At 60.5% G+C, this 24,413-nt stretch carries 28 protein-coding genes and 1 pseudogene; 12 read left to right on the top strand and 17 right to left on the bottom strand.

The features are described 5' to 3' along the window. Nucleotides 1-42: 42 nt before the first annotated feature. From AC07OJ_RS03990 to AC07OJ_RS03965, 6 genes are all read right to left on the bottom strand, one after another. A complete protein-coding gene (locus tag AC07OJ_RS03990) occupies nucleotides 43-1,092 on the bottom strand; it encodes a DNA topoisomerase IB (protein ID WP_065905461.1) in 1,050 nt (349 codons plus the stop codon). A gap of 78 nt (nucleotides 1,093-1,170) precedes the next feature. Next, on the bottom strand, nucleotides 1,171-2,250 hold the full coding sequence (gene modC / locus AC07OJ_RS03985; protein WP_065905460.1) for a molybdenum ABC transporter ATP-binding protein: 1,080 nt from the start codon (nucleotides 2,248-2,250) through the stop codon (nucleotides 1,171-1,173). Nucleotides 2,251-2,255: 5 nt separating this feature from the next. Further along, the gene (gene modB / locus AC07OJ_RS03980; RefSeq protein ID WP_120448673.1) at nucleotides 2,256-2,936 is read right to left on the bottom strand and encodes a molybdate ABC transporter permease subunit; all 681 of its coding nucleotides are present in this window, start codon (nucleotides 2,934-2,936) and stop codon (nucleotides 2,256-2,258) included. Beyond that, entirely contained in the window at nucleotides 2,937-3,695 is a 759-nt protein-coding gene (modA, locus tag AC07OJ_RS03975) for a molybdate ABC transporter substrate-binding protein (protein WP_065905458.1), read from the bottom strand. Between the two features lie 119 nt (nucleotides 3,696-3,814). Continuing rightward, nucleotides 3,815-4,873 (bottom strand): NAD(P)H-dependent flavin oxidoreductase, encoded by a 1,059-nt coding sequence (locus AC07OJ_RS03970; RefSeq protein WP_495093996.1) that lies wholly within the window; start codon nucleotides 4,871-4,873, stop codon nucleotides 3,815-3,817. Nucleotides 4,874-4,982: 109 nt separating this feature from the next. Next, nucleotides 4,983-5,861, bottom strand: a complete 879-nt coding sequence (locus AC07OJ_RS03965; RefSeq protein WP_495093995.1) for an alpha/beta fold hydrolase — start codon at nucleotides 5,859-5,861, stop codon at nucleotides 4,983-4,985. 174 nt (nucleotides 5,862-6,035) lie between these two features. On the opposite strand from AC07OJ_RS03965, the gene AC07OJ_RS03960 reads away from it, so the two are divergent. After that, nucleotides 6,036-6,626, top strand: a complete 591-nt coding sequence (locus AC07OJ_RS03960) for a CGNR zinc finger domain-containing protein (RefSeq protein ID WP_495093994.1) — start codon at nucleotides 6,036-6,038, stop codon at nucleotides 6,624-6,626. On the opposite strand, the gene ada is transcribed toward AC07OJ_RS03960, so the two are convergent. The 4 genes from ada to AC07OJ_RS03940 form a co-directional block, all read right to left on the bottom strand. Then, nucleotides 6,623-7,669: a bifunctional DNA-binding transcriptional regulator/O6-methylguanine-DNA methyltransferase Ada gene (gene ada / locus AC07OJ_RS03955; RefSeq protein WP_495093993.1), complete on the bottom strand. Its 1,047-nt coding sequence runs from the start codon at nucleotides 7,667-7,669 to the stop codon at nucleotides 6,623-6,625. The two genes, AC07OJ_RS03960 and ada, sit on opposite strands and share 4 nt — an antisense overlap. Nucleotides 7,670-7,744: 75 nt before the next feature. Further along, nucleotides 7,745-8,410 carry a DNA oxidative demethylase AlkB gene (gene alkB, locus AC07OJ_RS03950; RefSeq protein WP_495093992.1) on the bottom strand — a complete coding sequence of 222 codons (666 nt, stop codon included), beginning with the start codon at nucleotides 8,408-8,410 and terminating at the stop codon, nucleotides 7,745-7,747. A 3-nt stretch (nucleotides 8,411-8,413) separates the two neighbouring features. Further along, nucleotides 8,414-8,581 (bottom strand): hypothetical protein, encoded by a 168-nt coding sequence (locus AC07OJ_RS03945; RefSeq protein WP_098467678.1) that lies wholly within the window; start codon nucleotides 8,579-8,581, stop codon nucleotides 8,414-8,416. A 25-nt stretch (nucleotides 8,582-8,606) separates the two neighbouring features. Then, nucleotides 8,607-8,909 (bottom strand): DUF1883 domain-containing protein, encoded by a 303-nt coding sequence (locus tag AC07OJ_RS03940; protein ID WP_065905452.1) that lies wholly within the window; start codon nucleotides 8,907-8,909, stop codon nucleotides 8,607-8,609. A 212-nt stretch (nucleotides 8,910-9,121) separates the two neighbouring features. Here AC07OJ_RS03940 and AC07OJ_RS03935 point away from each other — a divergent pair, with 212 nt between their 5' ends. The 4 genes from AC07OJ_RS03935 to AC07OJ_RS03920 all read left to right on the top strand — a co-directional run bounded on the left by AC07OJ_RS03935 (nucleotide 9,122) and on the right by AC07OJ_RS03920 (nucleotide 11,503). After that, on the top strand, nucleotides 9,122-9,472 hold the full coding sequence (locus AC07OJ_RS03935) for a hypothetical protein (RefSeq protein ID WP_065905451.1): 351 nt from the start codon (nucleotides 9,122-9,124) through the stop codon (nucleotides 9,470-9,472). A gap of 163 nt (nucleotides 9,473-9,635) precedes the next feature. Beyond that, nucleotides 9,636-10,283 (top strand): c-type cytochrome, encoded by a 648-nt coding sequence (locus tag AC07OJ_RS03930; protein WP_495093991.1) that lies wholly within the window; start codon nucleotides 9,636-9,638, stop codon nucleotides 10,281-10,283. After that, nucleotides 10,280-11,194: a c-type cytochrome gene (locus tag AC07OJ_RS03925; RefSeq protein ID WP_495005171.1), complete on the top strand. Its 915-nt coding sequence runs from the start codon at nucleotides 10,280-10,282 to the stop codon at nucleotides 11,192-11,194. The genes AC07OJ_RS03930 and AC07OJ_RS03925 overlap by 4 nt, the downstream gene beginning before the upstream one ends. A 78-nt stretch (nucleotides 11,195-11,272) precedes the next feature. Continuing rightward, nucleotides 11,273-11,503 carry a hypothetical protein gene (locus tag AC07OJ_RS03920; RefSeq protein ID WP_065905448.1) on the top strand — a complete coding sequence of 77 codons (231 nt, stop codon included), beginning with the start codon at nucleotides 11,273-11,275 and terminating at the stop codon, nucleotides 11,501-11,503. An 11-nt stretch (nucleotides 11,504-11,514) separates the two neighbouring features. Here AC07OJ_RS03920 and AC07OJ_RS03915 read toward each other — a convergent pair whose 3' ends face one another. Together AC07OJ_RS03915 and AC07OJ_RS03910 are read right to left on the bottom strand one after the other, a co-directional pair. Beyond that, the gene (locus AC07OJ_RS03915; protein WP_065905447.1) at nucleotides 11,515-11,796 is read right to left on the bottom strand and encodes a hypothetical protein; all 282 of its coding nucleotides are present in this window, start codon (nucleotides 11,794-11,796) and stop codon (nucleotides 11,515-11,517) included. Between the two features lie 144 nt (nucleotides 11,797-11,940). Further along, nucleotides 11,941-12,126 (bottom strand): hypothetical protein, encoded by a 186-nt coding sequence (locus AC07OJ_RS03910; RefSeq protein WP_016969599.1) that lies wholly within the window; start codon nucleotides 12,124-12,126, stop codon nucleotides 11,941-11,943. Nucleotides 12,127-12,435: 309 nt separating this feature from the next. On the opposite strand from AC07OJ_RS03910, the gene galU reads away from it, so the two are divergent. Then, nucleotides 12,436-13,275: a UTP--glucose-1-phosphate uridylyltransferase GalU gene (gene galU, locus AC07OJ_RS03905; protein ID WP_003173830.1), complete on the top strand. Its 840-nt coding sequence runs from the start codon at nucleotides 12,436-12,438 to the stop codon at nucleotides 13,273-13,275. A 105-nt stretch (nucleotides 13,276-13,380) separates the two neighbouring features. Then, entirely contained in the window at nucleotides 13,381-14,739 is a 1,359-nt protein-coding gene (gene gorA / locus AC07OJ_RS03900; protein WP_495093990.1) for a glutathione-disulfide reductase, read from the top strand. Here the strand turns inward: gorA and AC07OJ_RS03895 are convergent, their stop codons facing one another. Then, complete coding sequence (locus AC07OJ_RS03895; protein ID WP_120448666.1) at nucleotides 14,740-15,747, bottom strand: DNA-binding protein; 1,008 nt, start codon at nucleotides 15,745-15,747, stop codon at nucleotides 14,740-14,742. It abuts the gene before it with no gap. A 170-nt stretch (nucleotides 15,748-15,917) separates the two neighbouring features. On the opposite strand from AC07OJ_RS03895, the gene AC07OJ_RS03890 reads away from it, so the two are divergent. The 3 genes from AC07OJ_RS03890 (at nucleotide 15,918) to ahpF (ending at nucleotide 19,240) form a co-directional block, all read left to right on the top strand. Beyond that, complete coding sequence (locus AC07OJ_RS03890) at nucleotides 15,918-16,850, top strand: site-specific integrase (protein ID WP_495093989.1); 933 nt, start codon at nucleotides 15,918-15,920, stop codon at nucleotides 16,848-16,850. A 133-nt stretch (nucleotides 16,851-16,983) separates the two neighbouring features. Further along, on the top strand, nucleotides 16,984-17,547 hold the full coding sequence (ahpC, locus tag AC07OJ_RS03885; RefSeq protein ID WP_010210361.1) for an alkyl hydroperoxide reductase subunit C: 564 nt from the start codon (nucleotides 16,984-16,986) through the stop codon (nucleotides 17,545-17,547). A gap of 127 nt (nucleotides 17,548-17,674) precedes the next feature. Beyond that, nucleotides 17,675-19,240, top strand: a complete 1,566-nt coding sequence (gene ahpF, locus AC07OJ_RS03880; protein ID WP_495093988.1) for an alkyl hydroperoxide reductase subunit F — start codon at nucleotides 17,675-17,677, stop codon at nucleotides 19,238-19,240. Nucleotides 19,241-19,302: 62 nt separating this feature from the next. Here ahpF and gloA read toward each other — a convergent pair whose 3' ends face one another. After that, complete coding sequence (gene gloA / locus AC07OJ_RS03875; protein ID WP_106803787.1) at nucleotides 19,303-19,824, bottom strand: lactoylglutathione lyase; 522 nt, start codon at nucleotides 19,822-19,824, stop codon at nucleotides 19,303-19,305. Nucleotides 19,825-20,026: 202 nt separating this feature from the next. On the opposite strand from gloA, the gene AC07OJ_RS03870 reads away from it, so the two are divergent. Further along, on the top strand, nucleotides 20,027-20,563 hold the full coding sequence (locus AC07OJ_RS03870) for a DUF4946 domain-containing protein (protein ID WP_120448664.1): 537 nt from the start codon (nucleotides 20,027-20,029) through the stop codon (nucleotides 20,561-20,563). Nucleotides 20,564-20,674: 111 nt separating this feature from the next. Here the strand turns inward: AC07OJ_RS03870 and AC07OJ_RS03865 are convergent, their stop codons facing one another. The 3 genes and pseudogenes from AC07OJ_RS03865 to AC07OJ_RS03855 form a co-directional block, all read right to left on the bottom strand. Then, nucleotides 20,675-21,040 (bottom strand): histone-like nucleoid-structuring protein, MvaT/MvaU family, encoded by a 366-nt coding sequence (locus AC07OJ_RS03865; protein WP_106803789.1) that lies wholly within the window; start codon nucleotides 21,038-21,040, stop codon nucleotides 20,675-20,677. A gap of 198 nt (nucleotides 21,041-21,238) precedes the next feature. Beyond that, nucleotides 21,239-22,780: an EAL domain-containing protein gene (locus AC07OJ_RS03860; protein WP_120448663.1), complete on the bottom strand. Its 1,542-nt coding sequence runs from the start codon at nucleotides 22,778-22,780 to the stop codon at nucleotides 21,239-21,241. Between the two features lie 44 nt (nucleotides 22,781-22,824). Continuing rightward, a pseudogene (locus AC07OJ_RS03855) lies at nucleotides 22,825-23,018 on the bottom strand (LysR family transcriptional regulator); the annotation flags it as partial. 304 nt (nucleotides 23,019-23,322) lie between these two features. On the opposite strand from AC07OJ_RS03855, the gene hppD reads away from it, so the two are divergent. Next, nucleotides 23,323-24,399, top strand: coding sequence for a 4-hydroxyphenylpyruvate dioxygenase (gene hppD, locus AC07OJ_RS03850; RefSeq protein WP_065905432.1), 1,077 nt, complete (start codon nucleotides 23,323-23,325; stop codon nucleotides 24,397-24,399). The last annotated feature ends 14 nt before the right edge of the window (nucleotides 24,400-24,413 follow it).

Below are 24,413 nucleotides of genomic sequence, written 5' to 3'. Positions count from 1 at the left end.
TCACGTCGGCGGTCATCCCGGGCGTCAGAAGGGAGGCAAAGCCTAACCTGCCTTGGCTTTTTCTGGCAAGTCGGCGCTCAGTTTCTCCAGGAACATGGCCAGCGCAACTTCCTCGGCTTTCAAACCTTTGCGCAGGCGCGGCTTGGGCAGTCGGGACAGTTCACCCAGGCTGAAATGCTCCAGCACGGCCGGGTGGATATAGCACTTGCGGCACACGGCCGGGGTGTTGCCGAGTTGCTTGGCGACATCCTTGACCATCGCCACCACATGCCGCTTGGCGTCGGATTCCGGCTGCCATTCCAACTCGCGCAGCACCGCCAGCGCCATCGCGGTACCGGCCCAGGTGCGGTAATCCTTGGCGGTGAAATCGGCGCCGGTGAGGCTGTGCAGGTACGCGTTGACGTCATGCGAGCTGACCGTGTGGCGCTCGCCGTCCTCGTCCAGGTACTGGAACAGGTTCTGCCCCGGCAACTCCAGGCAGCGCTTGACCACTGTGGCCAGGCGCCGGTCCTTGACGCTGACCTGGTGCTCCACGCCGCTCTTGCCGCGAAACTGGAACTGGATCTCACTGCCCTTGATGTCGACATGGCGGTTGCGCAGGGTGGTCAGGCCGTAGGATTTGTTGTCCCGCGCGTACTGGGTATTGCCGACGCGGATCAAGGTCGCATCCAGCAGCATCACCACGGTAGCCAGCACCTTTTCGCGGGTGAAACCAGGCTCGGCCAATTGCGCCTCGAGTTGCTTGCGCAGTTTGGGCAGGGCGTTGCCGAATTCCTGCAGGCGTGAATATTTGTCGGTGTCACGCACTTCGCGCCAGCGCGTGTGGTAGCGGTATTGCTTGCGTCCCCGCGCGTCGCGCCCGGTGGCCTGCAGATGGCCGCGCGGGTCGGCGCAGATCCACACGTCGGTGTAGGCCGGGGGCACTGCCAGGGCATTCAGGCGCTTGATCTCGTCGGCATCCTGGATGCGTTCGCCCTTGGCATCGAAATACTGGAACTTGCCGCGCAGGCGCTTGCGGCGGATGCCGGGTTGGGTGTCATCAACGTAATGCAGGTCGCGGGGCAGGTCGGCGGGCAGCGCGGAGTCGGGCATGGTGCAGGTTCCTTGGCAACAGATCAGGCCGGTATTCCTGATTGACCGCAGCCGTTTGCGGTCGTGCCAAAAGGTTTTTTACGCGAGCACCGCCACCGCCTTGATCTGTGCCCATAGCCGCTGGCCCGGGTGCAGTTGCAGCTGATCGCGAGAGAATCGCGTGATCCGTGCGAGCAGCGGCGTGCCATCGGCTTCCAGGCGCACCAGCACGTGGGCACTGTTGTCTGCCGGGATTTCCTGGGTGACCGTCACCGGCAGGCGATTGAGGATGCTGCTGGCTTCCTCGGCTTGCAGGCTGAGGCTCACATCCCGCGCCTGTACCTTGACCCGCAACGCTTTGCCCAGCGCCAGCGGCGCATGCGCCACGCGCAGGTGCTGGGCACTGTCCGGCAGTTGCAGCGTGAGCAGTTGGTAATGATCGTCGTAGGCGCTGACGCTGCCGTTGATGACCACGCCTGCGTCGTCGCCCAGCGCCATCGGCAGGTCGAGACGCGCCAGGGTTTCGCCAATCGGGCCGCTAGCCAGGGCCTTGCCGTCGCTGAGCAGCACGATGTGATCGGCCAGGCGCGCGACTTCATCCTGGGCATGGCTGACGTACAGCACCGGGATGTCCAGTTCATCGTGCAGGCGTTCCAGGTACGGCAGGATCTCGCCTTTGCGCTTGCTGTCGAGCGCGGCCAGCGGTTCGTCCATCAACAGCAGGCTTGGGCTGGTCAGCAATGCACGGGCGATGCCGATGCGCTGGCGCTCACCGCCGGACAAGTGCTGGGGGTGGCGATCGAGCAGATGGCTGATCCCGAGCAGTTCGCTGGCCTGGGCCATATCGACCCGCCGTTGCGCGCGCGGGATGCGCTTGAGGCCGAACTCCAGGTTCGCCCGGACCGACAAATGCGCGAACAGGCTCGCCTCCTGGAACACGTAGCCAAGGGCCCGTTTGTGCGGCGGCACGAACAGCCCGGTGCGGCTGTCCTGCCAGACTTCATCGTTGATCTGCACAAAGCCCTCTTCGGCACGCTCCAGCCCGGCGATACAGCGCAGGCAGGTGGTCTTGCCGGAGCCGGAGTGCCCGTACAGCGCCGTCACGCCGCGTCCGGGCAAATGCAGGTCCACGTCCAGCGCAAAGCCTGCGTATTTCACATTGAGGCGCACATCAATCATCGGTATCAGCTCCAGCCCATCTTGGATTTACGGCTGGAGTAGAGCGCCAGCAACACGAGGAACGCGAACACCACCATGGAGCCGGCCAGCCAGTGGGCCTGGGCATATTCCATGGCTTCGACATGGTCGTAGATCTGCACCGAGACCACGCGGGTCTTGTCGGGGATATTGCCGCCGATCATCAGCACCACGCCGAATTCGCCGACGGTATGCGCGAAGCCGAGGATGGACGCAGTGATAAACCCCGGGCGTGCCAGGGGCAGGATCACGGTAAAGAAGGTATCCCACGGGTTGGCGCGCAAGGTCGCGGCCACTTCCAGCGGGCGTGTGCCGATGGCGGAGAAGGCGTTCTGCAACGGCTGCACCACAAACGGCATGGAATAGATCACCGAGCCAATCACCAGCCCGGCGAAACTGAAGGTCAGGGTACCCAGGCCCAGCCATTGGGTGAACTGGCCGAAGTAGCCATTGGGGCCCATCGTCAACAGCAGGTAGAAACCAATCACCGTCGGTGGCAGCACCAACGGCAAAGCCACGACTGCCCCAATGGGGCCGCGCCACCAGGAGCGGGTGCGCGACAACCACAGGGCAATCGGAGTGCCGATGACCAGCAGGATCACGGTGGTCAGTGACGCCAGTTTGATGGTCAGCCAGATAGCGGAAAAATCGGCACTCGACAGTGGCATTTACTGGGCCAGCTCGTAGCCGTAGGACTTGATCACCGCAGCGGCTTTCGGGCCCTTGAGGTACTCGACCAGGGCTTTGGCAGCGGCGCTGTCCTTGCCTTTGTTGAGGATCACTGCGTCTTGCTTGATCGGGTCATGCAGGGACGCCGGCACGATCCAGGCCGAACCGCTGGTGACTTTGCCGTCCTTGTAGATCTGCGACAGTGCGACGAAACCCAGCTCGGCATTGCCGGTGGAGACAAACTGATACGCCTGGGTGATGTTCTGGCCTTCGACGATCTTGTCCTTGACCTTGTCGGTCAGGCCTTCTTTGGCCAGCACTTGGGTCGCGGCGAGGCCGTAAGGTGCGGCTTTCGGGTTGGCGATGGACAGGTGCTTGAATTGGTTTTTCTTCAGCACTTCGCCCTTGGCGTCGACGTAACCTTCCTTGGCCGACCACAATGCCAGGGTGCCCACGGCGTAGGTAAAGCGCGAGCCTTTGACGGTGTCGCCTTCGGTTTCAAGTTTTTGCGGGGTAGTGTCGTCGGCACTCAGGAACACTTCGAACGGCGCGCCGTTCTTGATCTGGGTGTAGAACTGCCCAGTGGCGCCGTAGGCTGCGACCAGCTTGTGGCCGGTGTCTTTTTCGAAGTCGGCGGCAATCGCCTGGATCGGTGCGGTGAAGTTGGCGGCAACGGCCACCTGGACTTCATCGGCGTGGGCCGAACCGAAGGCGAGGGCGGCGACCAGCATGGCCAGGCGTGAGGCGTGAATCTTCATGAAGCAGCTCCTTGAGGATTGTACGGCTTGTTATAGGGAGAAGGCTTAACCGCTATGTATGGGAATATATAGCGGTTGGCCATTGCCGGTACAGTGCAAAGTTGCTTCAGCTGCTGCCGCTAGTTGAGCTTGGCCAGGGCCTGTTCGGCCAGTTCGCGGGTCAGTTCGTATGTGGGGGTTTCCTTGCCCAGGCGCAATGCCTGGCCCGCCCACAGGTTACTGAAGCCGGCTTCGTCCTTGGCCTTGAGCGGGATCAACGCGCCGCCGGACGTGGGAAATGCCGGCGCTGCCGGGTTGATAGCCCCCAATTCACGCATCACGCGGTTGACGATGCCCCGCGCCGGGCGGCCGGTGAAGAGGTTGGTCAATGCGGTTTCGCTGGCCTGGGCAGTGCGCAATGCATGGTGGTGGGAGGCGCTGACGTTGGCTTCAGGGGTGAACAGGTAGGCAGTGCCAATCTGGACGGCGGAAGCACCGAGGGCAAATGCCGCGACAATCCCGCGCGCATCCCCAATCCCTCCGGCGGCAATCACCGGCACGCTGACGGCGTCGACGATTTGCGGCAGCAGGGCGAACAGCCCGATCTGGGTATTGAGGTCGTCGCTGAGAAACAACCCACGGTGGCCGCCGGCCTCGATGCCCATGGCGATGATGGCGTCGCAGCCGTGCTGTTCCAGCCAGATCGCTTCTTCAACCGTGGTGGCAGACGACAGCACTTTCGCGCCGGTGGCTTTTACCCGGTCCAGCAGAGATTTTTCCGGCAAGCCGAAGTGAAAACTCACCACCTCGGGGCGAAACGCTTCGACCACCTGGCACGCGGCTTCGTTGAACGGCTCACGGTTGGACACGGGTGTCGGCGCATCGAAATCGGCGCCCAGTTCGCGGTAGTAGGGTTCCAGCAGCGCTTTCCAGCGTTTGTCACGGGCGGCGTCGGTCGGGGGCGGCTGGTGGGAGAAGAAATTCACGTTGAGGGCGCGCGTACTGGCTTGGCGGATAGTGCTCAGAGCCTCGCGCAGTTGCTCGATGCTCAGCGCCGCAGCGGGCATCGAGCCCAGTGCGCCGGCGTTGCTGGCGGCAATCACCATGGCGGTGGTGGTAGCTCCCGCCATCGGGGCCTGGATGATGGGTACGTCGATGCCCAGCAGGTCGAGAATGCGCGTGTCTGGCCAGGTGCTCATGGGGTGCGTCTCCAGCGATAGTGAGGCTTTGCGCTGTTTTAGCAGGGCCCTTGGCACCCGGCCAGTCTGTTTTATTCACTGGACGAAGCGGGCGTTTCGTGGTGCGCCATCAGTTGATGGCATCCCCCAGCACGGCATGGATACGCTCGGCGATATGGCTGGCATGGGTTTCCAGGGCAAAGTGGCCGGTATCCAGCAGTTCGACCACCGCGTTCGGGTTGTCGGTTTTATACGCGTGGGCGCCAGGCGGGATGAAGAACGGATCGTTCTCGCCCCAGATCACCAGCGTCGGGACTTGAGTGGCCCTGAAGAACGCCTGGAAGTCGGGGTACAGCGTGAGGTTGTTGCGGTAGTCGAGGAACAGGTCCAGCTGGATTTCGTCATTGCCGGGACGCTGCATCAGCAACACGTCGAGCATGTAGGACTCGGGGGCAACCCATTCCGGGTGGTCTACACCGTGCAGGTATTGGTAGCGCGTGCCTTCCAGGCTGATTACCGCATTGCGAATCACCTCGCGATTAGCCTGGCTCGGCTCGGCCCAGTAAGCCTGGATCGGAGCCCAGGCAGCACCCAGGCCTTGCAGGTACGCGTTGCCATTTTGCGAGACCAGCGCGCTGACCCGCCCTGGGTGCGCGACTGCCAGGCGCAGGCCGACCGGTGCGCCGTAATCGAAGACGTACAGCGCGTAGCGGCTCAACGCCAACGCATCGACAAAATCCCCCACGGTAGTCGCCAGGTTGTCGAAGCTGTAGACGTACTCGCGTTCATCCGGCACCTCGGTGAAGCCGAAGCCGGGCAGGTCCGGCGCGATCACCCGATAGCGGCTGGCGAGCAGCGGGATCAGGTTGCGGTACATATGCGACGAGCTGGGAAAACCGTGCAACAGCAGGATCACCGGGGCGCCAGGGTCGCCGGCTTCGCGGTAGAACATGCGTACGCCATCGACGTCGACGTGATGGTAGTGAACAACGAGGGCATGCGTGGTCATGGTAAGTACGCCTATTGTAACTTGATAAAGTTGATATACGGGTTACCGTGTTAAAAAGCTGCGCTTAAAAATGTAACCTGTCAAGTTCTTTTATCAGGTTAGCTATTTTTCGTGAGTAACTATCCTGGCGAGCCAATAGCGGTTACCATTCCAGCGCTCTCAAGAGGATCGACCATGGCCATTTCCCCACCCCCTGCCGTCCCGCTGGAACCCTACGTGCTCGCCGATGACCCGGTGCTGGACATGCTCAACACGCGCGCCAATGTCGATGGCCAGCCTTTCGAGTTCTGGCAACACGATGCGGATGTCGAGCGTTGGCTGGTGCGTCTGGGATGGGCCGAGGAGGGTCGCGTGCCGACGTTCGAGCACGGGGCTTTGCTCGCGGCGGCCTTGAAGTTGCGTGAAGTGGTTCGGCTGTTAGTCGAACAGCGCAAGGCCGGTACGCAAGGCGACCCCGAGCCCCTCAACGGTTTCCTGCGCAAGGCCGTGAGCCATCCGCAATTGGCGTGGCCGGCGCCCGGTGAACTGCGGCTGGAGCGTCAGCGCAAACTGCAAACCGCTGAACAATTTCTCGCACCGATTGCCGAGGCGGCTGCGGGTTTGCTGGTGGGTGGGGATTTCAACCTGATCCGTACCTGCGAACATCCGGAATGCGTGCTGTGGTTTTACGATCGCACCAAAGCCCACAAGCGCCGCTGGTGCAGCATGGCGTTGTGTGGCAATCGGCATAAGGTTGCGCAGTTTCGCAAGCGCCAGTCGCTCTAGACTTCGCTTTCGCGCGCAAGCAACTGGCGTTTACGCTCGACGCCCCAGCGGTAGCCCGACACATCGCCATTGCTGCGCACCACGCGATGGCAGGGGATCGCCACCGCCAGGCTGTTGGCCCCGCAGGCCTGGGCCACGGCACGAAACGACTTGGGCGCGCCGATACGCTCGGCGATCTGCGCGTAGCTGGCCGTGCTGCCCACCGGAATCTCGCGCAGCGCTTGCCAGACCCGTTCCTGAAACGCCGTGCCGCGCAGGTCCAGCGGTAAGTCCAGGCCCAGCGCGGGTGCCTCGATAAACCCGACCACCTGCGCGATCAGTTGCTCGAAACGGCGGTCGGCGCCGACCAGGTTGGCCTTGGGGAATTGATCCTGCAGGTCACGCACCAGTGCGTCCGGATCATCTCCGAGCAGAATGGCGCACACGCCGCGCGTGCTTTGCGCCACCAGGATGGCGCCCAGCGAGCACTGGCCGACGGCGAACAGGATCTCGCTGTTGGTGCCCCCGGCCTTGTAGTCGCTGGGCTTCATACCGAGCAACCGGTTGGCCGACTCGTAAAAGCGGCTGTTGGAATTGAAGCCTGCGTCGTACAGCGCGTCCGTCACCGAATGCTGGCCCTTGAGCCCATCGCGCACTTTGCGTGAGCGGTGGGCGCTGGCGTAGCCCTTGGGGGTCAGGCCGGTCACGCTTTTGAACACGCGGTGGAAATGAAAAGCGCTGAGGCCGGCCTGCGCCGCCAGCGTGTTGAGGCTGGGCGCGGTGTCGGCCGACTCGATGTGCCTGCACGCATCGGCCACCACTTGCGCGTGGTGCGCGGCCAATTGCGTCTGGTCGCCGGCCGCGCGTTTGCTCGGGCGATAACCGGCCGCCTCGGCGTGCGCGGCAGTGTCGAAGAACTCGATATTTTCCGGACGCGGCAACCGCGAGGCGCTGCTGGGGCGGCAATACACGCCGGTGGTCTTCACGCCGTAGACGAACAGCCCATCGGCCTTCGGGTCGCGGGCGAGAATGGCAGCCCAGCGCGGGTCTTGTTCGGTAGTCATGCTCGGCACTCTTGACGGGTTCTGGCCAGATTAGCCCTGCCGCGAGGGCCTGGCACTCCGAAGCTTGCGGTCAAATCAGCCGGCGGCGCGAAAGGTCAGGTTGATGCGCTGCGGGCCCATGACCGGATGCACGCCTTCCTTGATCGGCATCACCCCATGAAAGCGCAGGCGATCGACGCCGCCCCAGACCACCACGTCGCCATGGAACAGCGAAATCTTCTGGGTCTTGTCGCTGCGTTCATGGCCACCAAACAGGAAAATCGCTGGCAGCCCCAGGGAGACCGACACCACCGGTTCACTGTAGCGGCGTTCGTTTTTGTCCTGGTGCAGGGACATCTTCGCGCCCGGCACATAGCGATTGATCAGGCAGGCATCCGGCCTGAAGTCGACGAAGCCGGCGTCTGCCGCGGCTTCCATGGCCAATTGGCGCAAGGTCTCCGGCATGGACGGCCAGGGCTGCTGGCTCCGCGGATCGAGGGGGGTGTAGCGGTAGCCGGTCGCGTCGGTGGTCCAGCCCAGGTCGCCGCAACTGCTCAAGGCCGCCGACATGGTGAAGCCGCCGGGCGTGACCATCTGTCGAAACGGCGATTGCGCCAGCACGCGGCGCAGCTCTGGCAGCAGTCGCTCAATCCAGGGCAGGGCGTAGCCCCTTAGGACGTAGGACTCTTCGCCGATCTGCTCGCGCCCAGCCGGTTGCTGCAGGGCGTCATCGGCGAACAGGTCGGCGGTGGGGCCGGGCATGGCTTACAGCGCCTTGCTCACATTGATGTCGGTGATTTCATCACTGGCATCGTGGATTTTGGCCAGCGCTTGTTTGGCTTCCTCCACGCTATTGGTGTGCAGTTGCGCGAATTCGAAGCGGCGTTCGCCGTTGAGTTTGTACTTGATGACGTATTTGGTAGTGGCAGTCACGATCATTTCCTGGAAAGGGTACGGGTCAGCTCAGTTTCGAGCTGGTACGGCGCACGATGCGAATCTTGTGGGACAGCGCGGGCTTCTTGGTGACGCTGATCGCGCGGCGCGTGACCACGTCGAGGGTAATGTTCCAGAACCCTGTGCTCGGCGCGGTGATCTTGGCAGGGAATTTGTCGAAGGCGCCACCGTGGTAGGTATGGCGGCCGCCATTCTTGAAGCTGCGAAAGTTCGCATCACTCATCAGACGAATATTACAAGTCTGCGAGCATTCGATGACGACAATGTCTCCCTCGTTGAGGTGCTCGCGCTGGTGGATGAATTTCATGCGGGTGTCTCCAGAAGGGCTTTTTCTGAAAAATCAGAACGATACGTAGGTTAAGATGGAGTTTATCAGCCCCAGCGCGTTTATTATCGGCCCGTGTTCGACCGCGTCGACAATTTAAAACAGTTATTTACCGAGTTATCAGGGATAAATCCTACTTGGGCGGGAGAAATTTACCATCCCCGCTGTCGTAGGGTCTTTATCGGAGGTTTTATATGAAGTGGAGTGTGTTGGTTCTGGCCTTGGCGATAGGTGGGTGTGCTTCGGTTGCAGATATCAAGCAGACGCCGCCGACATTGGCTGTCATCTCAGGGAAAAAACCGCAGGAATATGCCGCTTGTGTCGTGCGCAAATTGTCCACCACGCGCCGTCCGCCACAGATCGAGCCGCATAAGGATGGTGTCCAGGTCATCGTGCCGCAGAAGTTCTCGGCGGATCCGTCGGCCATTTTCGAGATCGAAGAGCGCTCCAGTGGCAGCAGCATCAAGCTCTACGAGAGCATGTCCAATGTGCCTATTCGTCCGGGTGACGTGAAGAAGGCTGGCGAAGAGTGCATTTCCGGCTGAAACCGGCCCTTTACCCCGCAAGTTCGAATTCGATAAAAGCCTGACCCTGCCCCTGGCAGCGTCAGGCTTTTTTTTGGGTGTTGTTCCTACGCGTTCATTCCCCTACCATTTGTAGGCTTATGCCATAAATGCCTAAGCATATAACTATAAAAATGGAGTCGTGATGATGTCATTGGAACGCATGCTGATGGGCAGCGCGCTGCTGTTGATGTTGGGCAATGCCCACGCGCTGGAGGGGAACAAGATTTTTACCGAGGGAGGATCGCAGCCGGGCGCCATGCCCTGTGTCGCCTGCCATGGCGCTGACGGGCTGGGCATGGCGGCTGCGGGCTTTCCCCGCTTGGCCGGTTTGCCGGCAGCGTACCTGCGTAAACAGCTGGAAGACTTCAAGCGCGCCAGTCGCAGTCATCCGGTGATGCAGCCGGTGGCGAAAGCCCTGACTGACGCGGAAATCGACGCGGTGAGCCAGGCCTTAGCCGCGATGCCTGCGCCTGCGCCGACCGTGGCGCAGCGCAGCGAAATGCCGAGCAACCCCGCGCAGAAGCTCGCCCTGCAGGGCGCATGGGAGCGGCAGATTCCGGCCTGTGTCAGTTGTCATGGACCGGCCGGCAGCGGCGTCGGCGATGCCTTTCCGCCGTTGGCCGGCCAGCCTGCGGCCTACCTGAAGGCGCAATTGTTGGCTTGGCAGGGCGGCACCCGACACAACGATCCGAATGATCTGATGGGGCACATCGCCAAATCGCTGACGGCAGACGAGGTACAGAGCGTGGCCGAGTATTTCGCGGCGCTCAGCCCGGAGGTGAAGCCATGAAGGCCTTTATGTTGCTCGGAATGCTGGTCGTGTTGCCCGCGCATGCCGCGACCATCGCCATGGAAGACCAGTCGCAACTTCAACCGGCGACCGCCCACCCGCCAGCCGCGCCTTTCCAGCCACCCCAGGAAAGCGAACTGCCTGACAACGCCTACGGCAAGCTGGTCCGGCAAGGCTACGCGTTGTTCGTCGATACCCAGCGGCTCGCGCCACAGTTTGTCGGCAACGGCCTCAATTGCAGCAATTGCCACCTCGACCAGGGACGCCTGGCCAATTCGGCGCCGCTGTGGGGCGCTTACCCGATGTACCCGGCCTATCGAAAGAAGAACGACAAGGTCAACACCTTTGCCGAGCGCTTGCAGGGCTGCTTTCAGTTCAGCATGAATGGCGGTACGCCGCCCGCAGCGGACAGCCCCGAGATCACTGCGCTGTCGGTGTACGCCTATTGGTTGGCCAGCAAGGCGCCCTTGGGCGTCGAGTTGCCGGGGCGCGGCTATCCCGACGTGGCGCAACCGGCCAAAGGTTACGACCTGGCGCAAGGCGCGCAGGTGTACAAAGGGCAGTGTGCGGTGTGTCATGGCGCCGAAGGGCAAGGGCAAAAAGTCGGTGACAGCTACGTAATGCCGCCGCTCTGGGGTAAGGATTCCTACAACTGGGGCGCGGGCATGCACCGAATCAATACGGCGGCGTCCTTCATCAAGCACAACATGCCATTGGGCAAGGGCGGCAGCCTGAGCGATCAGCAGGCGTGGGATGTGGCGGCCTACGTCAACAGCCATGAACGGCCGCAGGACCCGCGCCTGATCGAGGGTTCGGTGGAGAAAACCCGGGTGAAGTTTCATGCCAATGATGGGGTCAATCTCTATGGGCAAACCGTAGATGGCGTGCTGATCGGGCAGGGCATCCGTTAAACTGTCGGCCATTCACTGCAAAAATGCCGCGCAACCCCTGGGTTTGCGCGGCATTGGTCTTTTCCTGGAAATAATCTCATGAAGCGCGAACACGTCAGAGCTCACCACGCCGAGGGTCAGATCTCGGCCACCCATGTCATCCAGAATCCCGCCGACCTGGGTGAGTGGATCGTATTCTTCAAGAAAAGCGGCGGGCGCAGTTTCTTCCTGGTCGATGATCAGGATGAAGTCGAGTCATTCGAGCGCCTGGATGACTTGATCGAGACCATTCGCGGCCTGGGCATCAAGTTCGCCGAAATCCACATGTAGGACACGCGTGCCTACTTGCACACCACCACGACGCTGCGGCTCTTGAAGTTGCCGACATCCTTGCCCAGGGTCTTGTCGTCCTCGCTCAGCGCAGGGGTGCCTTCGGTACCGACGATGCGGTAGCCGGTGCCGGCGCAGGACGCATCAGCCTTTTCGTAGCAACTGGCCCAGGAGTTGGCCTCGCCGGAGCAGTCGATCGTCAGGCCTTGTTCACCGTTCTTCAGGTAAACGTCAGAGGTGGTGGTGCAGCCGGCCAGCGCCAGTACCGCAATCAGTGCCAGGATCTTGTTCATGTGGGTTCGTCGTCAAAGGGTGTTGGGAGGGGCGCGCTGACAGTGTCGTTGGGCGTTTTCGGCAGATTATAGCGATCTGCCACCTAGGTACAGACAATCGCAAAAAAGCCCCGTTCAACGGGGCTTCTGGTCGTGTCGCGAGCCTTACTTGCCTTTGGGGCGCTTACTCGACGCGTGGCCAGCTTCGTCCACAAACACTTCGGCTACCGCAATCGCTTCACGCTCGGTCGCGAACGTCCCTGCGACGCTGTCTCCGTGGAAGTTGATCAAGTGCCAGCCATCTGCTCGCTGAGTGATCAAGTAGCCGTTCACGCCTTTTGGTTCTGACATCTATTAAGAATCTCGTGGTCTGGTTCAAGGGTCTAATGATAGCGCCAAATGTCGCGGGTCAGCGCAAGTTATTCTAGGTCAGTGTTACGGGTTGAAAAGCGTGCTAAAAAGGTTGCAGGCCTTGGTGACGACAAGGTGCAGGCAGTTTTTGCCGTGTTGGTGATAACGCTCTTCGTAAGATAAGCGGAACTTACGCTGACATTTTTTCTCTATGTTGACATCGCAACGCCAGCAGGACCCATTGTAAGGTGACTGCGGCCTGATTAGACTGCGCCGAATTCGTACGCACAGCCCTTTGTAAGGACCCATATGATCAAGAAATGCTTGTTCCCAGCAGCCGGTTACGGCACTCGCTTCTTGCCAGCGACCAAGGCCATGCCCAAAGAGATGCTGCCGGTGGTGAACAAGCCACTGATTCAGTACGGCGTCGAAGAGGCACTGGATGCCGGTCTGAACGAAATCTCCATCGTGACTGGCCGTGGTAAGCGCGCGCTGGAAGACCACTTCGACATCAGCTACGAGCTGGAAAACCAGATCAAGGGCACCGACAAGGAAAAATACCTGGTCGGTATCCGTAAACTGCTCGACGAGTGCTCGTTCTCCTACACCCGTCAGACTCAGATGAAAGGCCTCGGCCACGCCATCCTGACTGGCCGCCCGCTGATCGGTGACGAACCGTTCGCCGTGGTCCTGGCGGATGACCTGTGTGTCAACCTGGAAGGCGACGGTGTGCTGACCCAGATGGTCAAGCTCTACCAGAAGTACCGCTGCACCATCGTTGCGGTCATGGAAGTGAACCCGACCGAAACCAACAAGTACGGCGTTATCGCCGGCGACGACATTGGTGATGGCCTGATCCGCGTTCGCGACATGGTTGAGAAGCCAGCACCGGAAGATGCGCCATCGAACCTGGCGATCATCGGTCGTTACATCCTGACCCCGGACATCTTCAAGTTGATCGAAGAAACCGAGCCAGGTAAAGGCGGCGAGATCCAGATCACCGACGCCCTGCTCAAGCAAGCCAAAGACGGTTGCGTGATTGCCTACAAATTCAAAGGCCAGCGTTTCGACTGCGGTGGCGCTGAAGGCTACATCGAGGCGACCAACTTCTGCTACGAGCACTTCTACAAGACCGGCAAGGCTTACTGATTCACGGTAAGCGTCGCCTGCTCTAAAAAAGCCACCTTCGGGTGGCTTTTTCGTTTTTCAGCCCCATGTAAGTCGGTATGCTGATGTCCTGCCGAGGAGAGTGAAATGGCCTACGATTTTGACCTGTATGTAATTGGCGCCGGTTCCGGCGGTGTTCGCGCGGCGCGCTTTGCTGCGGGCTTTGGCGCCAAGGTGGCCGTGGCGGAAAGCCGCTACCTGGGCGGTACCTGCGTTAACGTCGGCTGCGTGCCGAAAAAACTGCTGGTCTACGGCGCACACTTTGCCGAGGATTTCGAGCAAGCCAGCGGTTTCGGCTGGTCGCTGGGTGAGGCGAACTTTGACTGGGCGACGCTGATCGCCAACAAGGACCGCGAGATCAATCGCCTCAACGGCATTTACCGTAATCTGCTGGTCAACAGTGGCGTGACGCTGCATGAAGGGCATGCGCGCCTGGTGGATCCACATCAGGTGGAAATCAATGGCGAGCGCTTCACCGCCAAGCACATCCTGATCGCCACCGGTGGCTGGCCGCAGATTCCGGAGATTGCCGGCCTTGAGCACGCAATCGGTTCGAATGAAGCGTTCTTCCTCAAAGAGCTGCCCAAGCGCGTGCTGGTGGTGGGCGGTGGCTACATTGCCGTCGAGTTCGCCGGGATTTTCCATGGTTTGGGTGCGCAGACCACGCTGCTGTACCGCGGTGACCTGTTCCTGCGCGGCTTCGACGGTTCGGTGCGCACGCACCTGAAGGAAGAGTTGACCAAGCGCGGCCTGGACCTGCAATTCAATGCCGACATCGAACGCATCGACAAACAGCCCGATGGCAGCCTCAAGGCTACGCTGAAAGACGGCCGTGTACTGGAAGCTGATTGCGTGTTCTACGCCACCGGCCGCCGCCCGATGCTGGACAACCTGGGGTTGGAGAACACCGCGGTGAAGCTCGACAAGCGGGGCTTTGTCGAAGTCGACGACCTCTACCAGACCGCTGAATCATCGATCCTGGCAATCGGCGATGTGATCGGTCGCGTACAACTGACGCCGGTGGCCCTGGCCGAAGGCATGGCCGTGGCGCGCCGCTTGTTCAAGCCTGAGCAGTATCGCCCGGTGGATTACGCGATGATCCCGACGGCGGTGTTCAGCCTGCCCAACATCGGCACCGTTGGCCTGACCGAAGAGGAGGCCAGGGACAAGGGGCATAAGGTCCAGATCTTTGAAAGCCGCTTCCGTCCGATGAAGTTGACCTTGACCGATTGCCAGGAGAAAACCCTGATGAAGTTGGTGGTCGATGCCGACACCGACAAGGTGCTGGGCTGCCACATGGTCGGCCCGGATGCCGGGGAAATCGTGCAGGGCCTGGCGATCGCGCTCAAGGCGGGCGCGACCAAGCAGCATTTCGACGAGACCATCGGCGTGCATCCTACGGCGGCGGAAGAATTCGTCACCATGCGCACGCCTGTGGCCAACTGATCAGGCGTTGGGTGTTGCCTCTGGCGTCGTTGCAACGACGGCGGCCAGGCGCAACGCCTCTATCGTCGCCTGGGCCTTGATCAGGTCCAGTTCCAGGGTTTTATGGCTGTGTTGCTGTTCGGTCAGCGCGTCCTGGCGTGACTGGCTTTCCAGCACGGCTACGCGCAAACGCTCTTGCAGCAGCGTGCGTTCGCTGTCAATCAGGCTGACCTGTTCGCTCAGCGCGAGCTGTCGAGCCTGATCCTTGCGGCTTTGCTCCTGCAAGGCGCTCAGTTCCTTCGCCGTGACCCGGTGCTCGATCAATAGCCGCTCATTGTCGCGGTGCAGCTGGGTGATTTCATCCTGACGCACCATGGCGCTCTGCTGGGCCTGGCGCAATTCGGCTTGCAGTTGTTGCAGCTGGCCCTCGTGGCGGCGCTGTTCCTGTTCGCGCTGCTCCTTGATGGCGTTGCGGTAGTGCTCCAGCGCATCGCGGGCGTGCAGGTGCTTTTCTTCCAGTGAACGAATCTGTTCGTCCTTGTCATTGATGCGTAGTTCGTAATCGCTGCAGGCCTGGCTGAGCCCGGCGTTGCGGGTTTGCTCGGTCTGCAGGCTGGTGCTGGCGGTTTGCAGGGCTGCGCTTTCTTCCGCCAGGGCGGCGGCCTGGATATCAAATTGCTGCTGGAGCTGGCCTTGGGCTTCTTCAAGTGCCTCTACCTGGGCGAGCAGGGCGGTTTTCTGCTGCTCGAACTGCGCCAGGGCCAGGTCGATGGGCTCCTGGGCCTTGTCTTTCAGGCGCTGGGCCAGGCGCGCGACCAGCTCGCCAAGCTCGTCATCAATCGGCGCCTCGGTAATGGTGAGACGGCTTTCACTGTCGTCCAGCTCCTTCAAATAGCGATGAATCGTGGTTTTCGAGCCGGTATTGCCCATTTCGATGCGTACTGCATCGATGCTGGGGTTTTCGCCACGGGCGAGGATTGCCAGGCGTGCCGTTTGAACTACTGCTTTGTTGATCCCGCCGCGAGCCATGGGGTCTCCGTCGATTTAGTGCTGTGGTATGTAGTATGTATATACGTACTATAACATGAATGAAATCACCTTTAAATTCATGATTTAACGGATGGGATATTGGCGTATTATCCCGTGTCATAGCCGTTTTGGTTGCCGACACACCCCATAGCCGTACGAATAGGCCCTGCATGAGCGATCTGGATCGTTACCTCAACGCGGCGACCCGCGATAACACGCGCCGCAGCTATCGCGCGGCGATCGAGCATTTCGAGGTGAGTTGGGGTGGGTTCCTGCCGGCCACCAGTGACAGCGTCGCGCGGTATCTGGTGGCGCATGCCGGGGTGCTGGCAGTCAACACCTTGAAGCTGCGGCTCTCGGCGTTGGCGCAATGGCACACCAGCCAGGGGTTTCCCGACCCGACCAAGGCGCCGGTGGTGCGCAAGGTGCTCAAGGGCATCCGCGCCGTGCACCCTGCGCAGGAAAAGCAGGCTGAACCGCTGCAGCTCCAGCAGCTGGAGCAGGTGGTGGCGTCTCTCGACGCCGAGGTTGCCCGCGCCAGCGCCGATCAGGATGAGCCGCGCCTGCTGCGCGCCAAGCGCGACACCGCGCTGATCCTGCTGGGCTTCTGGCGCGGCTTTCGCAGCGATGAGCTGTGCCGCCTGCAGATCGAACACGTACGCGCCACGCCCGGTGCGGGGATCAGCCTGTATCTGCCGCGCAGTAAAAGCGACCGCGACAATCTCGGCAAAACCTACCAGACCCCGGCGCTGCTACGCCTGTGCCCGGTGCAGGCCTACAGCGAATGGCTCAGCGCCTCGGCTCTGGTGCGTGGTCCGGTGTTTCGCGGGATTGATCGCTGGGGCAACCTGGGCGAGGAGGGCTTGCACCCCAACAGTGTGATTCCACTATTGCGCCAGGCGCTGGAGCGCGCCGGCCTGCCTGCCGAGCAGTACACCAGCCACTCGCTGCGGCGCGGCTTTGCTACCTGGGCGCATCGCAGCGGCTGGGACTTGAAGTCATTGATGAGTTACGTCGGTTGGAGCGACATGAAATCTGCCATGCGCTATGTTGAAGCGACGCCCTTTCTCGGCATGACCTTGGCGACGCAACCGCTGCTTTGAGATTTCTTCTATTAATACAGTTACCTGATAGGGAAAACCAATCGTCAGCATCAGGTTTGCCAATGAGCCAACCGCCGAGAAGGTGGGTAGGATTCACCTCATCAACTTCTTAACCCCTGACGGAGAGTCAACGATGCCTATCATCAACAGCCAAGTAAAACCGTTCAAAGCTACCGCATACAAAAACGGCAACTTCGTAGACGTGTCGGACGCTGACCTGAAAGGCAAATGGTCGGTAGTCTTCTTCTACCCAGCCGACTTCACCTTCGTTTGCCCAACCGAACTGGAAGACCTGGCTGACAACTACGCCGAATTCCAGAAACTGGGCGTCGAAATCTACAGCGTTTCCACCGACACCCACTTTGCCCACGCTGCCTGGCACAACACCTCGCCAGCCATCGGCAAAATCCAGTACACCATGATCGGCGACCCAACCCTGACCATCTCGCGCAACTTCGATGTGCTGATCGAAGAAGCTGGCCTGGCAGACCGTGGCACCTTCGTGATCAACCCAGAAGGTCAGATCAAGATCGTTGAGCTGAACGACGGTGGTGTTGGCCGTGACGCTTCCGAGCTGCTGCGCAAAATCAAGGCTGCCCAGTACGTTGCTGCCCACCCAGGCGAAGTGTGCCCAGCCAAGTGGAAAGAAGGCGAAGCCACCCTGGCTCCGTCCCTGGACCTGGTCGGCAAGATCTAAGTCTGTGAAGTATCAAGGGCGGGTTTCCGCACTTAAGTAAGCTGCATCCGCCCTCAAAACGCCCGGGCGAGATTCGCTCGGGCGTTTTTTTGTCTGCAATAAACCGAATTAATAGGAAATCGCCCGTATGTTGGACGCCAATCTTAAAGCTCAGTTGAAGTCATACCTGGAACGGGTCACCCAGCCGATCGAGATCGTCGCCTCCCTCGACGACGGTGCGAAATCCCAGGAAATGCTGGCCCTTTTGCAAGATGTAACCAGCCTCTCCACGCTGATTACCCTGATCACCGATGGCAACGATGCGCGCAAGCCTTCGTTCTCCATCAACCGCCCGGGTGCCGATATCAGCCTGCGTTTCGCCGGCATCCCCATGGGCCATGAATTCACTTCGTTGGTGCTGGCCCTGCTGCAAGTCGGTGGCCACCCGTCGAAGGCCAGTGTCGAAGTGATTGAACAGATTCGTGCGCTCAAAGGCGAGTTCAGCTTCGAGACGTACTTCTCGCTGTCGTGCCAGAACTGCCCGGACGTGGTCCAGGCGCTGAACCTGATGGCCGTGCTCAACCCGAACATCCGCCACGTCGCCATCGACGGCGCGCTGTTCCAGGCTGAAGTCGACGAGCGCCAGATCATGGCGGTGCCAAGTGTCTACCTCAACGGTGTGAACTTTGGCCAGGGCCGTATGGGCCTGGAAGAAATCCTCGCCAAGCTCGACACGAGTGGCATCGAAAAGGCTGCCGAAAAAATCAGCGCCAAAGACGCCTTTGATGTGCTGGTGGTCGGCGGTGGCCCAGCCGGTTCTGCGGCGGCTATCTACGCCGCACGTAAAGGTATCCGCACCGGTGTAGCGGCGGAGCGTTTCGGCGGCCAGGTGCTGGACACCATGTCCATCGAGAACTTCATCTCGGTGCAGGAAACCGAAGGCCCGAAACTCGCCAGCGCCCTCGAGGCCCACGTGCGTCAGTACGACGTGGACATCATGAACCTGCAGCGCGCCAGCAGCCTGGTACCAGCGAAAAATGCCGGCGACCTGCACGAAATCCGTTTCGAAAGCGGTGCGACGCTGAAGTCCAAGACCGTCATCCTGGCGACCGGCGCGCGCTGGCGCGAGATGGGTGTGCCAGGCGAGCAGGAATACAAAGCCAAGGGCGTATGCTTCTGCCCGCACTGCGATGGCCCGCTGTTCAAGGGCAAGCGCGTGGCGGTGATCGGCGGCGGTAACTCCGGCGTTGAAGCGGCCATCGACCTGGCCGGTATTGTCAGCCACGTGACCTTGCTCGAGTTCGACAGCAAGCTGCGCGCCGATGCGGTACTGCAGCGCAAGCTGTACAGCCTGCCCAACGTTGATGTGATCACCAGCGCGCTGACCAGTGAAGTCAAAGGTGATGGCCAGAAAGTGACCGGCCTGGCCTACAAGGACCGTGACAGCGGCGAGTTCAAGACCATCGACCTGGAAGGCATCTTTGTCCAGATCGGCTTGCTGCCTAACACCGACTGGCTCAAAGGCACTGTCGAGCTGTCGCCCCGTGGCGAGATCATTGTCGATGCCCGTGGCGAGACTTCACTGCCAGGCATATTCGCCGCCGGTGACGTCACGACAGTGCCGTACAAGCAGATCGTGATTGCCGTAGGCGAGGGCGCCAAGGCTTCCCTGAGCGCTTTCGATCACCTGATCCGCACCTCCGCCCCGGCGTAAATCCGGCGCCGCAAATGAAAAACCCCATGAGCGATCATGGGGTTTTTTATTGCGTGGGGCTTTTACAGCGGCGCTGGCTGAATGATCTCGACCCAGTACGCGTCCGGGTCCTTGATGAACGCCAGGCTTTTCATGCGGCCATCGCTCAGGCGTTTCTGGAAGTCGCAGCCCAGGGCTTCGAAGCGTTCGCACGCGGCCACGATATCCGGCACCGAGATGCAGATATGGCCAAAACCACGCGGGTCGGTATTGCCATTGTGGTAGGCGAAGTCGGCGTCGTTTTCGGTGCCGTGGTTATGGGTCAGTTCGAGGATGCCCGGGATCGACTTCATCCATTGGGTCCGTTGTGCGGCATCGGCCGGGATCTGGGATTTGTCGACCAGGGCCAGGAAGTACAGGCTGAATTCGGCTTCCGGGAAGTCGCGTTTCTCAACCAGGGAAAAACCCAGGACGCGGGTGTAGAAATCCAGCGACTTGGTGATGTCCTTGACCCGCAACATGGTGTGGTTGAACACAAAGTTTGCAGTGGCGGTGTCAGGTTGGGCGGTGACGCCCGGGAAGGTGTTCAATTCGTGCAGGCTCATGGGCCCTCCAGAAAAAAATGGGGCAAACGCGGCTCCAGTGAAAAGCGAGGAGCGATCCCTTGGCTTGCGGCAGGCATCCGTGCAGCCGAGCCATGATACGCAAGGCTCGGCGGTGGCGCCAAATGAAAAAGCCGCTGCAAGCCTTGCGAGCTGCGGGTGGCGGGCTCACACTTTGTCGCTTGAACCTTGGGTATTTGTCGCAATGATCGAATTTCGTAAACCGCTGTTGAGTGCCGTATGCGTGCTGTTGGCCAGCCCCGTGGTCATGGCGGCCGATCCGGAAATCCATTGGCCCAGCGGCTGGCAAGTGGAAGAAGTCGTGCCTGACGACCAGGCCCCGGCAGCGCCCGCCACGGTGTCGCGCCAACGGGCGATCAAGAACGATGAAAACGGCACGACCTTGATGGTCATGGAACTGACCGGCACCCCCATCGAGGCCGGGCATAAAGTTAATCTTCAGGGCGTATTGCTGGAAATGCGCAAATCCATCCAGAAGGACTTTGCCCAAGGTGGCTATCAAAGCGTCTGCACCAAGATGCACCCAACAACATTGAGCCGACTTGACGCGTTGGAAACTACTTGTGTGATTACCGAGAACGGGCGACACGTGCTGTCACAAACATTGGTGGGCGCTGTTGATACCGATAAGGCCTATGTTTTTTCATATGCGGGGCAGGCGCAAACCTACGAAGCGAGCAAGGATGAAGTCAGTTCGGTGCGCGACAGCCTGAAACTTTAAATCGGTTATGTCGATCGATCTTGAATACGGTGAAATGTTATTTAAGTTTGTGTTCGAACCCTCCAATAAAAAAGCCCCGCATCGGCGGGGCTCTTTATGGGTAGTGCCTGATCACTTGCGCAGCCATGACTCTACAGTGGCTGCACCGTGCTCTTCTTTCCAGGCCTTGAGGCCGCGGTGGTTGCCGCCTTTGGTCTCGATCAGCTCGCCGGTGTGCGGGTTCTGGTAGACCTTGACGACGCGTGCGCGGCGCTGTTTTGGTGCGGCGGTGGCTGCAGCGCTGGTCTTGCCCAGGTTAGGGTCAAGGATGGCGATGATGTCACGCAGGCTCTTGCCGTAAGTCTTCATCAGGCCCTGGAGCTTTTCTTCGAATTCGATTTCTTTTTTCAGGCCGGCGTCGTTCTTCAGGGATTCCAGCTGGGCGAGCTGCTCTTGAAGGGCTTTTTCTGCTGCGCGAAATTCGGCGAGTCTGGACAAAATAGGTACTCCAATAGTGTTGTTGGCTGATATCAATTACAGACAAAGCTATAAGCCAAGCGCTTTAAGGCAACTCAGGAAAGACGCCTTCCTGCGAGTTCTGCACAGGCAGGAAAAATTGTAGTAGTTAATGCGCTACGAGTAAATCACGTCTTTTGTATTACTTACATTATTTCAACCTGTCTAGTACCGGGCTATTCATTGGTGGCCCAGGGATTTAATCAATTCATCGCTGGGCACAGGCTTTCCGAACAGGTAACCCTGCAGGAAGTCCACGCCACGCGCCGCCAGGTATTCGCATTGCTCGACTGTTTCCACGCCTTCGGCAACGATGCCCAGATCGAGCTTGCCGGACAGTTCTATGATGCTGTCGAGAATATGCCGGGAGAGTGCATCGGCGCCGATCATGGCGACAAAACTCTGATCAATCTTCAAATAGTCCACATTGAAGTTGCGCAAGTAGCCCAGGCTGGAATGGCCCGTACCGAAGTCGTCAATGGCGATCATCACCCCCAGTTTATGCAACGCATCGAACAGGCGGCGGGTAATATCCGTGGGTTCGATCAGCTCGCGCTCGGTCAACTCCAGCACCAGGGTGACCTGGCCAACAGGAAAGGCTGCCAGAAACTCTCGGCAATCGTCCACCAGCGCCAGGTCCTGGCAGTGGTGGGCGGTAATATTCACGCCAATATGAAACCCCGGGCTGAAACGCGCCGCGTGGGGTGCCAGTTGCGCGGCGGTCTGGCGGAGCAGGGCGCGCGTCATCGGCACAATCAGCCCGCATTCCTCGGCGAGTGGAATAAACAGGTCCGGCCGTACCAGGCCTTCCTTCGGGTGCTTCCAGCGCATCAGCACTTCACAGCCCGCCCACTCCCGCGTGTCGCCGCGTACCACGGGCTGGAAGTACGGGATGAATTCATTCGCCCCCAGCGCCCGTTGTAATTCATGGGTTGGCGCGGTCACGCGCTTTTGCAGGGCGTGCGCAAGGACGCCGGCCAACAGGCCAAAAAACACCACCAGGCTGAACATCGCAGGGTATCGGTCCTGCATATAACGCCACACTTCACCGGCCGGCATACCGGCGTCGACACTGTAGCGATAGCGCTCGGACGCCAGGTGATGATGGGCCACGGCAAACACCGGTACCTGCGTGCTGCGCACTTTGCCGTCGGCACCCAGCCAGTTGGGCCCGACCTGCAGGATCAGGTTCGCATAACGGCTGATCAGGCGCAGCGCGTTGGTCAGGTGGTAGCCGTCGATCGAGGCAAACGCGGCCTTGTCGCCCTCCACCAGGCGGTACACCAGCAAGGCCGTATCCGGCGTCACCGGGTTGCCGTTCATCAACCACAGCCGCCCATCCACGTAGTCATCCGGGTTCACCCGCGACTCGTACTGGCTGCCGAACAGCGAGCTGCAATAGATGTTTTTCTGCCAGGACAATGTGGTTGCGCGCACAAACGGCCGGCGTGTGACCTGCTCGCGCAGTGCCAGCTGCGCACTGCTGTCGCACGGCTGTCCGGCGAGTGGCAGCAATTCCTGGGCGGCGAGGGCGGTGTTGTCGAGCATCAGGTCGAATTGGCGCACGGCTTCCTGCGCGGTCTGCGCGGTGCTTTTCTCAAGGGTGCGTTCGGCTTGCCAGTGCAGGATGAGCACACCGAGCAGGATGGGCAGCAGCCCGCACAGCACACTGATCGAATGGCGAGTGAAGGACTTTCGAGGGCCTGTGACAGTCAGGGGCATGAATTCCGGGCCTGTTGCGCGAGAGGGCGGTGACGGTAGGGCAGTCAGGGATGCCCGGATGATAGACGGCCCGGTTCAAATATGCTCGTCAGCCCCAGCGATTCTGCGATCTCGATAAAGGCCTGGGCGGCAGGCGAGGACTGCCGGCGGTCCAGCACCGCCAAGCCGATACGGCGCGTCACCCGGGCGACAGGCGCCGGTATACATAGCGCGGGTCAAGATCGCGCGGCAACGCTGCTGGGCAGTTACCTGTGCAACAAACCGCTTGCGCAGGCCAAGGCAATAGGGATTTGATGAAGACTGCGGACAAACACGGTTACGCTGTGTAGAATCGATTTACGCATACAAGAATATGGACTTGCGCTCACGCAAGCCTCGGCCGTCAGAGACTGATGACACCATGAAGCTACTCGGCTCCCCCCTCATCTTTGGTGACTTCCTCGCCCGCAGTGTGCGAGGCCTTTCCTGCGCGCCTCCCTTCGACCTCATCCTTGCTCGCCACTAATCAATTGCTACCCAACAAGAATGATGAGGCACCGAACATGACCGACCATTTAGACAACCCAATGGGCCTGATGGGCTTTGAATTCATCGAATTCGCATCGCCGACCCCGGGCACCCTGGAGCCGATCTTCGAGATCATGGGCTTCACCAAGGTCGCGACCCACCGCTCCAAGAATGTGCACCTGTACCGCCAGGGCGAGATCAACCTGATCCTCAACAACGAGCCCAACAGCATTGCCTCCTACTTCGCGGCGGAGCATGGCCCGTCGGTGTGCGGCATGGCGTTTCGCGTCAAGGATTCGCAGCAAGCCTACAACCGCGCGCTGGAGCTGGGTGCGCAGCCGATCCATATCGAAACCGGCCCGATGGAACTGAACCTGCCGGCGATCAAAGGCATCGGCGGCGCGCCGCTGTACCTGATCGACCGCTTCGGTGAAGGCAGCTCGATCTATGACATCGACTTTGTCTACCTCGACGGCGTAGACCGCAACCCGGTCGGTGCCGGCCTCAAGGTCATCGACCACCTGACCCACAACGTGTATCGCGGCCGCATGGTCTACTGGGCCAACTTCTACGAGAAACTGTTCAACTTCCGTGAGGCGCGCTACTTCGACATCAAGGGTGAATACACCGGTCTGACGTCCAAGGCCATGAGTGCACCGGACGGCATGATCCGCATCCCGCTGAACGAAGAGTCGTCCAAGGGTGCCGGTCAGATCGAAGAGTTCCTGATGCAGTTCAACGGCGAGGGCATCCAGCACGTGGCGTTCCTCACCGATGACCTGGTCAAGACCTGGGACGCGCTGAAGGGCATCGGCATGCGCTTCATGACCGCACCGCCGGACACCTACTACGAAATGCTCGAAGGCCGCCTGCCGAATCACGGTGAGCCGGTCGATCAACTGCAATCGCGCGGCATCCTGCTGGACGGCTCGTCGATTGAAGGCGACAAGCGCCTGTTGCTGCAAATCTTCTCGGAGACCCTGATGGGCCCGGTATTCTTCGAGTTCATCCAGCGCAAGGGTGATGATGGCTTTGGCGAAGGCAACTTCAAGGCGCTGTTCGAATCCATCGAGCGTGATCAGGTGCGTCGTGGTGTACTGACCGCCGACTGAGGGTAAAAAAGCCC

It is taken from the genome of Pseudomonas sp. GW821-FHT09C08, from assembly GCF_059418125.1.
This window is presented reverse-complemented; position numbering and strand designations above follow the sequence as displayed.

Coding starts and splice junctions, on each gene's coding strand:
- AC07OJ_RS03990 (WP_065905461.1), bottom strand. CDS start 1,092: ATGCCCGACTCCGCGCTGCCCGCCGACCTGCCCCGCGACCTGCATTAC.
- modC (WP_065905460.1), bottom strand. CDS start 2,250: ATGATTGATGTGCGCCTCAATGTGAAATACGCAGGCTTTGCGCTGGAC.
- modB (WP_120448673.1), bottom strand. CDS start 2,936: ATGCCACTGTCGAGTGCCGATTTTTCCGCTATCTGGCTGACCATCAAA.
- modA (WP_065905458.1), bottom strand. CDS start 3,695: ATGAAGATTCACGCCTCACGCCTGGCCATGCTGGTCGCCGCCCTCGCC.
- AC07OJ_RS03970 (WP_495093996.1), bottom strand. CDS start 4,873: ATGAGCACCTGGCCAGACACGCGCATTCTCGACCTGCTGGGCATCGAC.
- AC07OJ_RS03965 (WP_495093995.1), bottom strand. CDS start 5,861: ATGACCACGCATGCCCTCGTTGTTCACTACCATCACGTCGACGTCGAT.
- AC07OJ_RS03960 (WP_495093994.1), top strand. CDS start 6,036: ATGGCCATTTCCCCACCCCCTGCCGTCCCGCTGGAACCCTACGTGCTC.
- ada (WP_495093993.1), bottom strand. CDS start 7,669: ATGACTACCGAACAAGACCCGCGCTGGGCTGCCATTCTCGCCCGCGAC.
- alkB (WP_495093992.1), bottom strand. CDS start 8,410: ATGCCCGGCCCCACCGCCGACCTGTTCGCCGATGACGCCCTGCAGCAA.
- AC07OJ_RS03940 (WP_065905452.1), bottom strand. CDS start 8,909: ATGAAATTCATCCACCAGCGCGAGCACCTCAACGAGGGAGACATTGTC.
- AC07OJ_RS03935 (WP_065905451.1), top strand. CDS start 9,122: ATGAAGTGGAGTGTGTTGGTTCTGGCCTTGGCGATAGGTGGGTGTGCT.
- AC07OJ_RS03930 (WP_495093991.1), top strand. CDS start 9,636: ATGATGTCATTGGAACGCATGCTGATGGGCAGCGCGCTGCTGTTGATG.
- AC07OJ_RS03925 (WP_495005171.1), top strand. CDS start 10,280: ATGAAGGCCTTTATGTTGCTCGGAATGCTGGTCGTGTTGCCCGCGCAT.
- AC07OJ_RS03920 (WP_065905448.1), top strand. CDS start 11,273: ATGAAGCGCGAACACGTCAGAGCTCACCACGCCGAGGGTCAGATCTCG.
- AC07OJ_RS03915 (WP_065905447.1), bottom strand. CDS start 11,796: ATGAACAAGATCCTGGCACTGATTGCGGTACTGGCGCTGGCCGGCTGC.
- AC07OJ_RS03910 (WP_016969599.1), bottom strand. CDS start 12,126: ATGTCAGAACCAAAAGGCGTGAACGGCTACTTGATCACTCAGCGAGCA.
- galU (WP_003173830.1), top strand. CDS start 12,436: ATGATCAAGAAATGCTTGTTCCCAGCAGCCGGTTACGGCACTCGCTTC.
- gorA (WP_495093990.1), top strand. CDS start 13,381: ATGGCCTACGATTTTGACCTGTATGTAATTGGCGCCGGTTCCGGCGGT.
- AC07OJ_RS03895 (WP_120448666.1), bottom strand. CDS start 15,747: ATGGCTCGCGGCGGGATCAACAAAGCAGTAGTTCAAACGGCACGCCTG.
- AC07OJ_RS03890 (WP_495093989.1), top strand. CDS start 15,918: ATGAGCGATCTGGATCGTTACCTCAACGCGGCGACCCGCGATAACACG.
- ahpC (WP_010210361.1), top strand. CDS start 16,984: ATGCCTATCATCAACAGCCAAGTAAAACCGTTCAAAGCTACCGCATAC.
- ahpF (WP_495093988.1), top strand. CDS start 17,675: ATGTTGGACGCCAATCTTAAAGCTCAGTTGAAGTCATACCTGGAACGG.
- gloA (WP_106803787.1), bottom strand. CDS start 19,824: ATGAGCCTGCACGAATTGAACACCTTCCCGGGCGTCACCGCCCAACCT.
- AC07OJ_RS03870 (WP_120448664.1), top strand. CDS start 20,027: ATGATCGAATTTCGTAAACCGCTGTTGAGTGCCGTATGCGTGCTGTTG.
- AC07OJ_RS03860 (WP_120448663.1), bottom strand. CDS start 22,780: ATGCCCCTGACTGTCACAGGCCCTCGAAAGTCCTTCACTCGCCATTCG.
- hppD (WP_065905432.1), top strand. CDS start 23,323: ATGACCGACCATTTAGACAACCCAATGGGCCTGATGGGCTTTGAATTC.